At 60.4% G+C, this 15276-nt stretch carries 8 protein-coding genes; 4 read left to right on the top strand and 4 right to left on the bottom strand.

Annotation, left to right across the window (positions count from 1 at the left end; all coding sequences use genetic code 11):
- Positions 1-20 precede the first annotated feature (20 nt).
- The 4 genes from kdpA to mdeB all read right to left on the bottom strand — a co-directional run bounded on the left by kdpA (position 21) and on the right by mdeB (position 7759).
- Complete coding sequence (kdpA, locus tag ACNA0I_RS12275) at positions 21-1745, bottom strand: potassium-transporting ATPase subunit KdpA (protein ID WP_415806291.1); 1725 nt, start codon at positions 1743-1745, stop codon at positions 21-23.
- A 149-nt stretch (positions 1746-1894) separates the two neighbouring features.
- The gene (locus ACNA0I_RS12280; protein ID WP_415806292.1) at positions 1895-2347 is read right to left on the bottom strand and encodes a DUF2214 family protein; all 453 of its coding nucleotides are present in this window, start codon (positions 2345-2347) and stop codon (positions 1895-1897) included.
- Between the two features lie 123 nt (positions 2348-2470).
- Entirely contained in the window at positions 2471-4762 is a 2292-nt protein-coding gene (locus ACNA0I_RS12285; RefSeq protein WP_415806293.1) for an NADP-dependent malic enzyme, read from the bottom strand.
- Between the two features lie 222 nt (positions 4763-4984).
- The gene (gene mdeB / locus ACNA0I_RS12290; protein WP_415806294.1) at positions 4985-7759 is read right to left on the bottom strand and encodes an alpha-ketoglutarate dehydrogenase; all 2775 of its coding nucleotides are present in this window, start codon (positions 7757-7759) and stop codon (positions 4985-4987) included.
- 126 nt (positions 7760-7885) lie between these two features.
- Between mdeB and ACNA0I_RS12295 the strand changes: the two genes are divergently transcribed.
- The 4 genes from ACNA0I_RS12295 to odhB all read left to right on the top strand — a co-directional run bounded on the left by ACNA0I_RS12295 (position 7886) and on the right by odhB (position 15116).
- Complete coding sequence (locus ACNA0I_RS12295) at positions 7886-8356, top strand: Lrp/AsnC family transcriptional regulator (RefSeq protein ID WP_094820319.1); 471 nt, start codon at positions 7886-7888, stop codon at positions 8354-8356.
- Between the two features lie 77 nt (positions 8357-8433).
- The gene (locus ACNA0I_RS12300) at positions 8434-10581 is read left to right on the top strand and encodes an OPT family oligopeptide transporter (RefSeq protein ID WP_415806295.1); all 2148 of its coding nucleotides are present in this window, start codon (positions 8434-8436) and stop codon (positions 10579-10581) included.
- Between the two features lie 390 nt (positions 10582-10971).
- Complete coding sequence (locus ACNA0I_RS12305) at positions 10972-13845, top strand: 2-oxoglutarate dehydrogenase E1 component (RefSeq protein WP_415806296.1); 2874 nt, start codon at positions 10972-10974, stop codon at positions 13843-13845.
- Positions 13846-13892: 47 nt separating this feature from the next.
- Positions 13893-15116 (top strand): 2-oxoglutarate dehydrogenase complex dihydrolipoyllysine-residue succinyltransferase, encoded by a 1224-nt coding sequence (odhB, locus tag ACNA0I_RS12310; protein WP_415806297.1) that lies wholly within the window; start codon positions 13893-13895, stop codon positions 15114-15116.
- The last annotated feature ends 160 nt before the right edge of the window (positions 15117-15276 follow it).

A 15276-nucleotide genomic window follows, 5' to 3' on the forward strand; every position in this document is an offset into this window, starting at 1 on the left:
GGTGTTCATTGTGGTTTCCTTCAGCGGGCGAGCAGCGACGTCAACGACAAGTGATCCGCAACAGGCCCCAGCACCAGCACGGGCATGAACTGCAGCAGTGTGAGAATGATGACAATGCCAATCAAAGTGAGCGCGAAGGTCGGCGTTTCTATTTGCAGGGTGCCGGGGCCTTCGGCGGCCCGCCGCTTGCGGGCAAGCATGGCGGCAATGGCAAGGGGAATAATCAGGGCAGGGTATCGTCCAGCGGCCAGCACGACGGCGCAGGTGACATTCCACCAGGGCGTGGCATCGCCGAGCCCTTCGAATCCGGAGCCATTGTTGGCGAAAGCGGATACGTATTCATAGAACACCTGGCTGATGCCATGGAACCCCGGATTGGAATTGCCCGTCAGCGCAGGTATTGATAGTGTCACTGCGGTAAAGGCCAGGATGACTAACGGCTGCCATAGCACCAGGACGCCCAGAAGCTTGACTTCGGCGCCTTCGATCTTGCGCCCGAACAGCTCTGGCGTGCGGCCCGTCATGAGGCCTGCAAGAAAGACGCTCAGCAGCAGATAGACGATGAATTGCTGCAGGCCGCAGCCTATACCGCCCCAGATAGCATTGATCAGCATGTTCACCATGGCGACCATGCCTGTCAGCGGCGCGGCAGAGTCCAGCATCATATTGACAGACCCGTTGTTGACCTGTGTCGTTGCAGCGGCCCATAGCGCCGAGGCATCGGCGCCCAAGCGGACTTCTTTGCCCTCCATCAACGCGATATCGGCCGTGGTGTCGGAACTGCTCTCGGACCATAACGCCAGACCGCTGGAGAGCACGGACAATGTCAGCATCGTGCCAAAAACCATTGCGCCAAATTTGCGGCGGCCGGTAAAAGGCGAAATCATGAAAATGACGGCAACCGGAATCAAGGTGATGCCCAGCATTTCCAGGAAATTCGACAACGGCGTGGGGTTTTCCAGCGGCGTTGCGCTGTTGGGGCCGTACCAGCCTCCGCCGTTGCTGCCCAACTGTTTGATCGCGACCATGGGGGCGACGGGTCCGACTGGGATTTTTTGTTCTGTCATGGCTGCGGGCGTGTCTATCGGAGCGGCAATGACTGCACCGTTCAGTGTTGCAGGTACTCCTTGCCAGCTCAGCAGTGCCGACCAGACCAGGCATAGCGGCAGCACGAATCGCAGGGCGGCGCGAATCACGTCAGCCCAATAGTTGCCGACATCTATCGTGGTCGCCGCCGTGCCTGTCGCATCGTCAGACGTAGCGTTTGCCTGGCGGCCGCCGAACAACCCTCGCAGTGTGGCGGCGGCCAATGCCAAACCCATGATGGGCGTGGCCACTTGCAGGCCGACAATGCCCGTCATCTGCGAGAAATAGGATAGTTGCGCCTGGCCGGAATAATGCTGCTGGTTCGTATTGGTGAGAAACGACACCATCGTGTGCAGCGCCAGATCCCAGCTCATGTTGGGGACATGATCAGGGTTGAGAGGCAGCCACGCCTGAGTCATGAAAATGACCCATACGGTCAAGCCCAGGAATAGGTTGCTCGCCAGAAAGGCGCCGGCATAGGCGCGCCAGTTCATGCCTGCGTCGGCACGCGTGCCGATCAATGCATAGAGCGGTCGTTCAATCCAGTTGAACAGAATGTCACTGCGCATGGGCGCGCCACGCATGACGGCAGCGAGATAGCGGCCCAAAGGCCAGCCAAGCGCGATAAGCAGCGCCAGGGATAAGAGATACTCAGACATGTTTTGATTTCGCAAATAAATGGCGAAACAGCCATGCCTAAGTATTCAGCGCAGGCGCGTAAACTCTCTATTACGGAAACGCGCAGGCGTATAAATTTTGCGTAAATTTTTACTCGCATGCATGCCGCATGCGTGTACGTGCCCGGCTATTACATGCCGATGCCACGCGCCATCAACACGGCAAATAGCGGCAGCAGCACCAGCAGATGGGCCTCTAGCATCACCCAGCGCCGCGCGCGTTTGACCTGCTGGGCATCAGGGGTATAGCCAGGTTCAGTGCGTGCTTGTTTGTTCCACCGCAGAAAAGCCAGAGTCGGTGGTATGGAGCACAGGCCGATCAGGACAAACAAGCCGATCTTGGCATGAAACCACGGGTTGGGCATATAAAAGGCCGCCCCTTTGGCGCCCAGGCTCAAACGCAATAGTCCGGTAATCAATACGGCGACCGCACAGGCCAGGTACAGGCGGTCATACAAGGCCAATCGGCGTACAACGGAGGGAGTGATGTCGGGCCGCAGCAGTACTGTTTGTGCGGTCATGGCGACGATCAAGAGAAAGATCGCGAGGTAGTGGATCCAGGCGAGCAGGGCGTCTTGCAACATGAATGAGCTCCGGTAATCGATGCGCGTCGTGTTGGCAGAGCCTGCTAGCCAACTGGCGGATCAGTGTATCTGATCCGCCAGTACTCATACAGAGCACGCGCGAGGCGTGCTTGCGACAAGCAATCAGGCCGAGCGCTTTTCAGCGGCCTCTTGCTGCGCATCGACGACTGCCAGCGCGGTCATGTTGACGATACGGCGCACGGTGGCGCTGGTCGTCAGGATATGCACGGGACGCGCCGCACCCAGCAGGATGGGGCCCATGGCGATACCGTTGCTGCCGGTCATCTTCAGCATGTTGTAGGTGATGTTGCCCGTATCCAGATTGGGCATCACCAACAGATTGGCCGGGCCCTTGAGCTTGCTGTCGGGGTAGGCCTTTTGACGGATTTTTTCCGACAGGGCCGAGTCGGCATGCATTTCGCCTTCGACTTCCAGTTCGGGCGCGCGTTCTTCAACCAGGCGGCGCGCATCGGACATCTTGCGCGACGATTCGGTGACGCGGCTGCCGAAGTTCGAGTGCGACAACAGCGCGATCTTGGGCATGACGCCAAAGCGGCGCATCTCGTCGGCAGCCTGGATCGTGATGCTGGCGACTTCTTCGGCGCTCGGGTTCTCGTTGACGTGTGTGTCGGTGACAAACAGCGTTTGATCCGGCAGCATCAATACGTTGAGCGCAGCAAAGGTCTGGCCCGGTTTGCGGCCGATGATTTCCTCGACGTATTTCAACTGGTTGTCGTATTTGCTGGCCACGCCGCACAGCAAGGCATCCGCATCACCGCGACGCAGCAGCATGGCGCCGATCAACGTGTTGTGTTTGCGGATCATGGCCTTGGCGATGTCGGGCGTGACGCCTTCACGGCCCTTGAGCTGGTAATAAGCGTTCCAGGTTTCATTGAAACGGCTGTCGTCTTCGGGATCCACGATCTCGATGTTCTGGCCGTTCACCAGACGCAGTCCTGCCTTTTTGACGCGCATTTCGATGACGGACGGACGGCCCACCAGAATCGGTTGCGCCAGCTTTTCGTCTACGACGGTCTGCACCGCACGCAGCACGCGTTCGTCTTCGCCGTCGGCATAGATTACGCGCTTGGGTGCTTTCTTGGCTTGGGCAAACAACGGGCGCATCAATTGGCCCGAGTGGTAGACAAAACCCATCAGCTTTTGGCGATAGGCTTCGATGTCTTCGACGGGACGTGCGGCCACACCGGAATCGGCAGCAGCCTGCGCCACGGCAGGTGCGATCTGTACGATCAGACGCGGATCGAAGGGCTTCGGAATAATGTAATCCGGACCGAACGAGAGCTCCTGGCCAGCATAGGCCAGCGCGACCTCGTCGTTTTGTTCGGCTTCGGCCAGCTCGGCAATGGCTTTGACGCAAGCCAGTTTCATTTCCTCGGTAATGCGCGATGCGCCGGCGTCCATGGCGCCACGGAAAATGAAGGGGAAGCACAGGACGTTGTTGACCTGGTTCGGGTAGTCCGAGCGGCCGGTCGCAATGATGCAGTCCGGGCGTGCGGCACGGGCGACTTCGGGGCGGATCTCGGGCTCGGGGTTGGCCAGGGCCAGGATCAGCGGTTTGTCGGCCATGGTCTTGACCATGTCGCCCGTCAGCACGCCAGCGGTCGAGCAGCCGAGGAACACGTCTGCGTCGCGCACCACGTCGGCCAAGGTACGCGCGTCGGTATTCTGCGCGTAACGCTTTTTGTTGGGCTCCATGTTTTCATCACGGCCTTCCCAGATCACGCCACGTGAATCGACGACGTAGATGTTTTCGCGTTTGATGCCCAGGTTCACCAGCAAATCCAGGCAGGCAATGGCAGCAGCGCCGGCACCGGACACAGCCAGTTTGACTTGGCCGATGTCTTTGCCCACCACTTTCAGACCATTCAGGATGGCAGCCGACGAGATGATGGCCGTGCCATGCTGATCGTCGTGAAAGACGGGGATCTTCATGCGCTCGCGCAGCTTCTTCTCGATATAGAAGCACTCGGGCGCTTTGATGTCTTCGAGGTTGACGCCACCCAGGGTCGGTTCGAGGGCTGCGATGATGTCGACCAGTTTGTCCGGATCGGTTTCGGCGAGCTCGATGTCGAACACGTCGATGCCGGCGAATTTCTTGAACAGGCAGCCTTTGCCTTCCATCACGGGCTTGGCCGCCAGCGGGCCGATGTTACCCAGACCGAGGACGGCGGTGCCGTTGGTGATCACACCAACCAGATTGGCGCGCGAGGTGTACATGGAGGCGGCATCGTCGCCTTGGTCGAAAATCGCCATGCACGCTGCGGCAACGCCGGGCGAATAGGCCAAGGACAAATCGTCCTGGTTGGCCAGGGTCTTGGTCGGCGTGACCGAGATTTTGCCGGGGGTGGGATAGGCGTGATAATCAAGCGCCAGTTTGGTTAGGGTTTCGTCCATGGTGAGGAAGACCTATGCTGCACTGCTGACAAAGTAGAAAACGGGCCCGCAAGGGGCCCGTCTGGGGATCGCGAAAGCGTATATTTCAACAGAAACCGCGCATCAATGTTTGCTGCAGTGCAGCGTATTGCTTGATGACGGCTCGATCCTCGGGTTGCGATCCCCGGTAAATACCGCGGTGAGATGCGAGGTCAATGTCAACGCAGGCACATTGCCGCGTCGTCAGCTCAACCATGGCGTGGCGGTGCGTTGCCCGGCATGTAATTCCTTTCGCAATTGCTGCCGGGCGGCATCATGGCGCGAGTCTTGTTCGGCCAGCAAATCGAGCGCATGCAGCGCGATCCAGTCCGCACTGACCTCAAAGAAATCCCGCAGCCGGGCCCGGGTATCGCTGCGGCCAAAGCCGTCGGTGCCCAACGTACGATACGGGGCCTTGATCCACGCACGGATCTGGTCCGGCACTGCGCGCACGTAGTCGCTGGCAGCGACTACGGGAACCGTGCCGGGCAGACATTGTTCCAACCAGCTTTGCGCAGCCGGGCGGCTCAGGCCGAGTACGCGATCCCGCTCGCAGGCCCGGCCGTCGCGGGCCAATTCGGAAAAGCTGGTCACGCTCCACACTTCGGCGGCGATGCCAAAGTCCTGTTGCAGCCGTTCGGCGGCGCGCAGAGCTTCGTTGAGCATCGGTCCGGCGGCGAGGAGCCGCACTTGGGGCGAGGCTTCGAGGTTCGCTGGGCCAGCATCTGCGAGGGCAGGGCTCGCGGGCGAAGGGTGAGGCGGCTCAGCGCCTGCCAGTTGCTCGCCCGGCGGCGTTGCGGCCCGAACACGATGCATCCCGCGCAGGATGCCTTCGCGGGCGCTCTCGTCGGGCAGGGTAGGCTGAGCGAGGTTCTCGTTGGTGACCGTGATGTAGTAGAACTCGTCGCACTGCTGATCGAGCATGCGCTGCATGCCGTGTTCCAGAATGACGGCGACCTCATAGGCATTAGCCGGGTCATAGGCGCGGCAATTCGGAACGGTGGCGGCAATCAGGTGGCTGGAGCCATCCTGGTGCTGCAGGCCCTCGCCGCCGAGTGTCGTGCGGCCCGACGTGGCGCCGATCAGGAAGCCGCGCGCGCGCTGATCGGCCGCGGCCCAGATCAGGTCGCCGATGCGTTGGAAGCCGAACATCGAGTAGTAAATGTAGAAAGGCAGCATCGGCAGGCCATTGACCGAATAGCTGGTGCCGGCCGCCGTCCACGAGGAGATCGCGCCGGCTTCGGTAATGCCTTCTTCGAGAATCTGCCCGTCCAACGCCTCGCGGTAGTACAGCACCGAGCCGATGTCTTCGGGTTCGTACAACTGGCCCTGTGCGGAATAAATGCCGATTTGCCGGAACAGATTGGCCATGCCAAAGGTGCGCGCCTCATCGGCCACGATGGGCACAATGCGCGAACCCAATTGTTCGTCTTTCAACAATCCGCCCAGCATGCGCACGATGGCCATTGTGGACGACATTTCCTTGCCATCAGCCTGCAGCGCGAAACGCGCCCATTGCTCGGTGGAGGGCACCGGCAGACGAGGTGATTCGGTGCGCCGGCGCGGCATGTGACCGCCCAGGACAGCGCGGCGCGATTGTAAATAGCGCAGCTCGGCGCTGTCTTGAGCGGGTTTATAGAACTTCAACGCCAGGCAATCGGCATCCGAGATCGGCAGGGCAAACCGGTCGCGAAACGCCAGCAGCGCCTCGTCATCCAGTTTTTTCTGCTGGTGAGTGGTCATTTTGCCTTGGCCTGCCGTGCCCATGCCAAAGCCTTTTTTGGTCTGGGCCAGGATGACCGTGGGTTGGCCACGATGACGTACGGCGCGATGATAGGCAGCATGGATTTTGACGATATCGTGACCGCCGCGGCGCAGCCGGTCAATGGCCTCGTCTGACCAGTCTGCGACCAGTGCCGCCAACTCGGGGTTCTGATTGAAAAAGTGCGCGCGGTTGTAGGCGCCGTCGTTAGCGGCAAAAGTCTGAAACTGCCCGTCCACGGTGTGTGCAAAGGCACGCGCCAGCGCACCATCTGTGTCGCGTGCCAGGAGCGTATCCCAGTCGCCGCCCCATACCAGTTTGATGACGTTCCAGCCGGCGCCGGCGTAGAGCGTTTCGAGTTCATCGATGATGCGGCCGTTGCCGCGCACCGGGCCGTCCAGGCGTTGCAGATTGCAGTTCACGACGAACACGAGGTTGTCGAGTTTTTCACGGGCGGCCAATGTCAATGCGGCGATCGATTCGGGCTCGTCCATTTCGCCGTCGCCGAACAGTCCCCAGACCTTGCGGCCCGAGGGCTGCGTGAGTGACCGGTGTTCCAGGTAGCGCATGAAACGGGCTTGGTAGATCGCATTGATCGGCCCGATCCCCATCGATCCGGTGGGAAACTGCCAGAAATCGGGCATGAGCCACGGATGGGGATACGACGACAGCCCTCGCAGGCCGCGTTCGCGGGCGGTGATCTCCTGGCGGAAATGGGCCAGATCGTCTTCGCTGAGAAAGCCTTCCAGAAACGCCCGGGCATAGACGCCGGGCGCCGAATGCGGTTGCAGGTAGACGAGGTCCCCGGCAAATCCCTCGCAGGGCGCGCGAAAGAAATGGTTGAATCCCACCTCGAACAGATCCGCTGCCGACGCATAGCTGGCAATGTGTCCGCCGAGCTCGCCGTGCGCCTGGTTGGCGCGCACCACCATGGCCAGGGCGTTCCAGCGATTGATCGAGGCAATACGTTCCTCGACCGCCAGATCGCCGGGGAACGGCGGTTCATTGCGCAACGCGATCGTATTCAAATAAGCGCTGCGCGTCTGGCCGCCTGCGCGCACGCCCAGCGCGGTCGCTTGAGCGAGCAGGGCTTCCAGGACATAGGCCGCTCGCTCGATGCCGGCGGTCTGCACCAGCGATAGCAGCGCGTCGCGCCATTCACTGGTTTCAATGGGGTCGATGTCGCTGGTCGAGGGCGTGGCCACTATGTCGAGCATGATGATGAGGTCTCCGTATAGGCGCTCATCCTAGCGCTTTCATCGTGGCATAAGTAATCGAATATGCGTCCCCAAACCCAAATTGGCAGCATAATAATCCGCAATTGTTTATTTTTCAGGATAAGTATGCCGAACGCATCGCTCGATAGTATCGATCGCCGCATTCTGGGGATCTTGCAGACGGATTCCAGCCTGACCAATGTCGAGCTGGCACGCCGTGTACACCTGTCGCCATCGCCCTGCCTGGCACGGGTCAAGGCCCTCGAGGCGGCGGGCGTGATCCGCGGGTATGTGGCGCTGGCCGACCCGCTGCAATTGGGCTTGAGCCTGAATGTGTTCATCCAGGTGAGCCTGGAAAAACAGATCGAGACCGAACTGGATCGTTTTCAGAACGCCATGGCCGAATGTCCCGAAGTCATGGAATGCTATCTGATGAGTGGCGATGCGGACTATCTATTGCGTGTGGTCGTGCCCGATATTCAGGGGCTGGAACGCTTTGTGGTGAGCCGATTGTCGAGGATTCCCGGCGTTCGCAATATCCGATCGGGATTCGCTTTGAAGCAGGTTAAGTATCAGACCGCGTTACCCTTGGAATAGGTTTGTTTTCCAAGCAGGGCGGTAGAATCCGCCACACTCTAAAAATCATCACCTTTTTGGCAAGGACATGTTGACTCATGGCAGAACCTGCGCGCGTTCCTGATTCGATCACGCTGCCCGAACTCACCGTCCGCGGCATCATCATCGGCGCATTGATTACCGTGGTGTTCACCGCGTCGAACGTGTTTTTGGGCCTGAAGGTCGGATTGACGTTTTCGTCGGCGATTCCGGCGGCTGTCATTTCCATGTCGGTGCTCAGGCTGTTTCGCACTTCGAATATTCTCGAGAACAACATGGTGCAGACGCAGGCATCGGCCGCGGGCACCTTGTCATCCATTATTTTCATTTTGCCCGCGTTGGTCATGATGGGGCATTGGCAGGGTTTTCCGTTCTGGGAAACCCTGGGTATCTGCGCCGCGGGCGGCATGCTGGGGGTGATGTTCACCATCCCGCTGCGGCACATCATGGTGGTGCAGAGCGATCTGCCGTATCCCGAGGGCGTTGCGGCGGCAGAGATCCTGCGCGTGGGCAGTGGGACGGCCGAGGGAGATGCCCAGGGAGACGGCCCCGGTCAGGCGTCGCGCGCTTCTGCGCCGTCAGGACGTGTCCCGGACGCTCAATCGGCCTCGACGCACGCCGCTGCGGCGGCAGCGAAGCGAGCGAAACCGGCGGCCACGGGCATGGCCGATATTCTCAGTGGTGCCGGCATCGCCGCCGTGGTGAGCTTTGCTTCCAGCGGCCTGCGGGTCTTGGGCGATGCCGTCAGCGTGTGGCCGACGATCGGCGCTGCGGTGTTTCGCCTGCCGATGGGGTTCTCCATGGCCTTGTTAGGAGCAGGGTATCTGATCGGTATCGTGGCAGGTCTGGCCATGCTGACGGGCCTGGTGATCGCCTGGGGAATTTCCGTTCCCGTGCTGACAGCCTTGGGAGACCGGCCGGCAGACTTGTCTGTGATCGACTATGCCACCGGGTTGTGGAGCTCGCAGGTCCGCTTTATCGGGGCAGGGGTGATCGGTGTGGGCGCGATCTGGACGCTGGCCACACTGTTTGTCCCCATGATGCGTGGTATCAAAACCTCGTTCTCCGCATTCAGCTCGACGCGCAAATCCGGTCAGGCAGGGGCGTTGCGTACTGAACAAGATCTGTCCGGGCGTTGGATTGCTGTCGTCACCTTGGTGCTGGTGGTGATTCTGGTGGTGACATTCGCGTCGTTTTTACGGGCCGAGCCCGTGACAGCCGGCAGCGTAGGGATGCTGGTAACGTACGCCGTCGCATTTGCCTTTATTTTCGGTTTCCTGGTGGCGGCCGCCTGCGGTTATATGGCCGGTCTGGTGGGGTCCTCGACCAGCCCGATTTCCGGGGTGGGTATTGTGGCCATCGTGTTGGTGTCCTTGTTGATGCTGGGGCTGGAACGCTCGACTGGTCTGCTCGGCAGCCAGGAGGGGGTGCAGATGGCCATCGCTTTGGCTATCTTCACGACCTCGGCCGTCGTCGCCGTGGCGTCGATTGCGAACGACAACCTGCAGGACCTGAAAACCGGCTGGCTGGTCGGGGCAACCCCCTGGCGCCAGCAGGTGGCGTTGTTGATCGGCTGCGTGGTGGGGGCAGCAGTGATTTCCCCGATCCTCGAGTTGCTCTATAACGCCTACGGTTTTTCCGATGCCTTGCCGCATGACGGCATGGACCCCAGCCAGGCATTGTCGGCGCCTCAGGCGACCTTGATGCTGGCTATTGCCCGTGGCATTTTTACCCATCAGTTGAACTGGGCCATGATCCTGATCGGTATGGCGGTGGGCGTAGGGCTGATCGTGGTGGACGGCATTCTGAAGCGCACCTGCCGGGTTGCCCGGATGCCGGTGTTGGCCGTAGGGATCGGGATTTACTTGCCTCCGACGGTCAGTGCGCCGTTGGTCGTGGGCGCGTTGCTGGCCTGGCTGATCGAACGGGCGCTGCGCCGCCGTGCAGAGCAGGCGGGGCAGCCCTATGACAGGTATGCAGAGCTGCCGAATCGACGCGGTACCTTGCTGGCGTCGGGGTTGATCGTAGGCGAAAGCCTCGTCGGGGTGCTGATGGCAGCCATCATCGGGGCATCGGGCAGCGAGGCGCCTCTGGCTCTGGCAGGGGCGGGCTTCGCGCCGATCGCAAACTGGCTGGGGCTGGCGGTGTTCGCCAGTGTGGCGGTACTGTTCTACAGACGTATCGTGTCAGCAGGACGAATGTCATAAAAGCGCGGAAAAATAGCGCAACAGCACGCCGTCAGTGCGGCCCGACCGTGCAAACCGGGTTTCCCGCGATGGCTTCGTGGTTTTCGCGTCACAGCCCGATCAGGGCTCTTGCCAATACTGGATGAAGGAGACTTCGAGCGCATAGCCGGCATCATGACGGACGTTGGTGGGGACTTCTCAACTATCTTGGTCTGTGGCCCCGCCCGGACGCAGATGGGTCGTGCCGCGATGCGGCAAGACAGGTGCAATCCCGGGGAGTATACTTTTGCGCCATAGGCTTTCAGGGCTTGTACGTGCCTTCTGCCCCTGCTATCCGCCAACGGGAAGCCCGTGCCGCGGAAGGTTTTCCTGCATCGTATCGAGTGAAGCACTCGCAAGGTGAAGCAATATATGTCTTCCGAATCAGAATCTCTGTCCACCTCATATCTATTTGGTGGCAATGCCCCCTACGTCGAAGAGCTGTACGAGGCGTATCTGGACAACCCTGGCTCTGTGCCCGATAACTGGCGCGAGTATTTCGATCAGTTGCAGCATGCTCCTGCGACCGACGGCCAGGAAACGACGCGCGACCGCGCTCATGCCCCTATCGTCGAGTCTTTTGCTCAGCGCGCCCGCAGCAATGGGTTCGTGCAGCAAATCTCCGCTCAGCCCGATCTGTCGATCGCCAGCAAACAGGTTTCGGTACAGTCGCTGATCGGCGCTTATCGTTCTCTGGGCTCGCGCTGGGCCGACCTGGATCCGCTCAAGCGTCAGGAACGTCCCCCGATCCCCGAACTGGATCCCTCGTTCTACGGCCTGACCGAAGCCGATCTGGACCAGACTTATTCGGCCACCAACACCTACTTCACGACCGCCAGCACCATGACGCTGCGCGACATCCTGAAGGCTCTGCGTGACACCTACTGCCGCAGCATCGGTGCCGAATACACCCATATTTCCGATCCCGCCGCCAAGCGCTGGATCCAGGAACGCCTGGAAAAGACCTTCGGCGCCGCGTCGTATAGCAACGAAGAAAAGCGTCACATCCTGCAGCAACTGACCGAATCCGAAGGTCTCGAGCGTTTCCTGCACACCAAGTACGTGGGCCAGAAGCGCTTCTCCCTCGAAGGCGGCGAAAGCTTCATCGCCTCGATGGACGAGGTGGTCAACCACGCTGGCGAATCCGGTGTCCAGGAAGTCGTGGTCGGCATGGCTCACCGCGGCCGCCTGAACCTGCTGGTCAACATCATGGGCAAAATGCCCGGTGACCTGTTTGCCGAATTCGAAGGCAAGCACGCCGAGGGCCTGACCGATGGCGACGTGAAATACCACAACGGTTTCTCCAGCGATCTGTCCACGCGTGGCGGTCCTGTGCACCTGTCGCTCGCGTTCAACCCGTCTCACCTGGAAATCGTCAATCCCGTGGTCGAGGGTAGCGCCCGTGCTCGCCAAGAGCGCCGCGGCGACCCCGAAGGCAAGCAGGTCTTGCCAGTGCTGGTGCACGGCGACGCGGCCTTTGCCGGCCAGGGCGTTGTGATGGAAACGCTGAACCTGGCGCAAACGCGCGGCTACGGCACGGGCGGCACGCTGCACATCGTCATCAACAACCAGATCGGTTTCACCACGTCCGACCCCCGCGATACGCGTTCGACGCTGTATTGCACCGACGTGGTCAAAATGATCGAAGCCCCGGTGTTCCACGTCAACGGCGATGATCCTGAGGCAGTCGTGTTCGCGACCAAGCTGGCGCTGGACTACCGTATGCAGTTCCACCACGATGTGGTGCTGGATATCGTTTGCTTCCGTAAACTCGGCCACAACGAGCAGGACACGCCGTCGTTGACCCAGCCCTTGATGTACAAGCGCATCGGTCATCACCCCGGCACTCGCAAACTGTACGCCGACAAGCTCACCTCGCAAGGCGTGCTGGCCGAGGGCGAAGCCGACCAGTTGGTCAAGGATTACCGTCAGCTCATGGAAGACGGCCAGCGCACGATCGAACCTGTGTTGACCGACTACAAGAGCAAGTACGCGATCGATTGGTCCTCGTTCCTGGGCGCCAAATGGACGGATCAGGCCGATACGGCCGTGCCGTTGGCTGAGTTGAAGCGTATCGGTGAGCGCATCACCACGGTTCCTGACAGCTTTACGCCGCACCCGTTGGTCAAGAAACTCTTGACCGAGCGTCGCAAGATGGCCGAGGGCGAGCAAAACCTCGACTGGGGAATGGGCGAGCATCTGGCGTTCGCTACGCTGGTGGCCTCGGGTTACGCCATCCGGATTACCGGCCAGGATTCGGGCCGCGGTACGTTCACGCACCGTCATGCCGTGTTGCACGATCAAAATCGCGAGCGCTGGGATGACGGCACCTATGTGCCGCTGCAAAACGTCTCCGATGGCCAGGCGCCGTTCACGGTGATCGACTCGGTGCTGTCCGAAGAAGCCGTGCTCGGTTTCGAATACGGTTATTCCTGCGCAGAACCCAACACGCTGACCATCTGGGAAGCTCAATTCGGTGACTTCGTCAACGGCGCTCAGGTCGTGATCGACCAGTTCATCAGCTCGGGCGAAGCCAAATGGGGCCGCCAATCGGGTCTGACGTTGATGTTGCCGCACGGCTACGAGGGCCAGGGCCCCGAGCACTCGTCGGGCCGCATCGAGCGTTTCCTGCAATTGTGTGCGGACAACAACATCCAGGTGGTTCAGCCCACGACTGCTTCGCAGATTTTCCATCTGCTGCGTCGTCAAATGATCCGTCCGTTCCGTAAGCCTCTCGTGATCTTCACGCCGAAGTCGCTGCTGCGCAACAAGGATGCAGGCTCGCCTCTGACCGAGTTGGCGGGCGGCAGCTTCCGTCCTGTGATCGGCGAGCTGGACGATACGATCGACGCGAGCAAGGTCAAGCGCGTGCTGGTGTGCTCGGGCAAGGTCTATTACGACTTGGTCAACGCTCGCACCGAGCGCGAAGCCAAGCATGTGGCAATTCTCCGCGTCGAGCAGTTGTACCCGTTTGCCCACAAGGCCTTCGAAACCGAACTGCGCAAGTACGCTAACGCAACTGAAGTGGTCTGGGTGCAAGACGAGCCTCAGAACCAAGGTCCGTGGTTCTATGTTCAGCATCACCTCTACGAGAATATGGCCGATGGTCAGAAACTCGGCTATGCCGGTCGCCCGGCTTCGGCGTCGCCTGCGGTAGGCTACCTGGCCAAGCACCAGGAACAGCAGAAAGCACTGATCGAACAGGCTTTTGCCGCGAAATACAAAGGCTTCATGCTGACTAAATAAGCTCAGCCGCCGATATCGAATCTCTCTATATTTAGGAACCTATTACCATGGCTATTACTGACGTTGTTGTCCCCCAGTTGTCCGAATCCGTGTCGGAAGCAACGCTGCTTACCTGGAAGAAACAGGCTGGCGCTGCTGTCGAGGCAGACGAAATCCTGATCGAGATCGAAACCGACAAGGTGGTGCTGGAAGTGCCGGCTCCGGCATCGGGCGTGCTGGCTGAAATCGTGGAAGCCGATGGCGCCACGGTAGCGTCGGGCCAACTCATCGCCAAGATCGATACGGCTGCTCAGGCTGCCGCTGCCCCGGCTGCTGCCCCCAAGGCCGAAGCCGCTGCGCCCGCCGCCGCTCCGGCAGCTGCCGCTGCTGCCGCGCCGGCTTCGTCGGGTTCGGCAGGCATTGCTTCGCCGGCCGCTTCCAAGATTCTGGCCGAAAAAGGCGTGGACGCTGCCAGTGTGGCTGGTACGGGCCGTGACGGTCGTGTGACCAAGGCTGATGCTCAAGGCGCCAGCGCTGCGCCGGCCAAGGCCGCTGCCGCCGCACCGGCACCGACGACGTTGTCGCTGGATGGCCGTCCGGAACAGCGCGTTCCGATGAGCCGCCTGCGTGCCCGTATCGCTGAGCGTCTGCTGCAATCGCAACAAGAAAACGCCATTTTGACCACGTTCAACGAGGTCAACATGCAGGCTGTGATCGATCTGCGCAACAAGTACAAGGAAAAGTTCGAGAAAGAGCACGGCGTCAAGCTGGGTTTCATGTCGTTCTTCGTCAAGGCTGCTGTTGCCGCCCTGAAAAAGTACCCGCTGATCAACGCATCGATCGACGGCAAGGACATCATCTATCACGGCTATTTTGATATCGGTATCGCGGTGGGCAGCCCCCGTGGTCTGGTGGTGCCGATTCTGCGCAACGCGGATCAGCTCTCGCTGGCCGAGATCGAAAAGACGATCGCCGATTTCGGTAAGCGCGCTGCCGAAGGTAAGTTGGGCATCGAAGAAATGACCGGTGGTACGTTCTCGATTTCGAACGGTGGTGTGTTTGGTTCGATGTTGTCGACGCCGATCATCAACCCGCCGCAATCGGCCATTCTGGGCGTGCACGCTACCAAGGAGCGTCCGGTCGTTGAAAAGGGCCAGATCGTGATTCGTCCGATCAACTACCTGGCGCTGTCCTATGACCATCGGATCATCGATGGCCGCGAAGCGGTGTTGGGCCTGGTTGCGATGAAGGACGCGTTGGAAGATCCGCAGCGCTTGTTGCTGGATTTGTAATTTAATCGCTGACGAAGGCGATAGGGTGTTAATGGTTGATGCGGCGGAAAGGGGGGCGTTGCTTTTTGCGGCAGCGCGGCTTTCTTCTGTCGCAGTGGGNAGGGGCTTGCCTAGCGGTAAGCTGCGGGCCCCGTTGAGGCCGCCGAGCGCTACCGAAGGA

This window comes from Bordetella muralis (genome assembly GCF_965139205.1).
Lineage (GTDB): Bacteria > Pseudomonadota > Gammaproteobacteria > Burkholderiales > Burkholderiaceae_B > Bordetella_A > Bordetella_A muralis.

Coding starts and splice junctions, on each gene's coding strand:
- odhB (WP_415806297.1), top strand. CDS start 13,893: ATGGCTATTACTGACGTTGTTGTCCCCCAGTTGTCCGAATCCGTGTCG.
- ACNA0I_RS12285 (WP_415806293.1), bottom strand. CDS start 4,762: ATGGACGAAACCCTAACCAAACTGGCGCTTGATTATCACGCCTATCCC.
- ACNA0I_RS12280 (WP_415806292.1), bottom strand. CDS start 2,347: ATGTTGCAAGACGCCCTGCTCGCCTGGATCCACTACCTCGCGATCTTT.
- ACNA0I_RS12295 (WP_094820319.1), top strand. CDS start 7,886: ATGCCGAACGCATCGCTCGATAGTATCGATCGCCGCATTCTGGGGATC.
- mdeB (WP_415806294.1), bottom strand. CDS start 7,759: ATGCTCGACATAGTGGCCACGCCCTCGACCAGCGACATCGACCCCATT.
- ACNA0I_RS12305 (WP_415806296.1), top strand. CDS start 10,972: ATGTCTTCCGAATCAGAATCTCTGTCCACCTCATATCTATTTGGTGGC.
- ACNA0I_RS12300 (WP_415806295.1), top strand. CDS start 8,434: ATGGCAGAACCTGCGCGCGTTCCTGATTCGATCACGCTGCCCGAACTC.
- kdpA (WP_415806291.1), bottom strand. CDS start 1,745: ATGTCTGAGTATCTCTTATCCCTGGCGCTGCTTATCGCGCTTGGCTGG.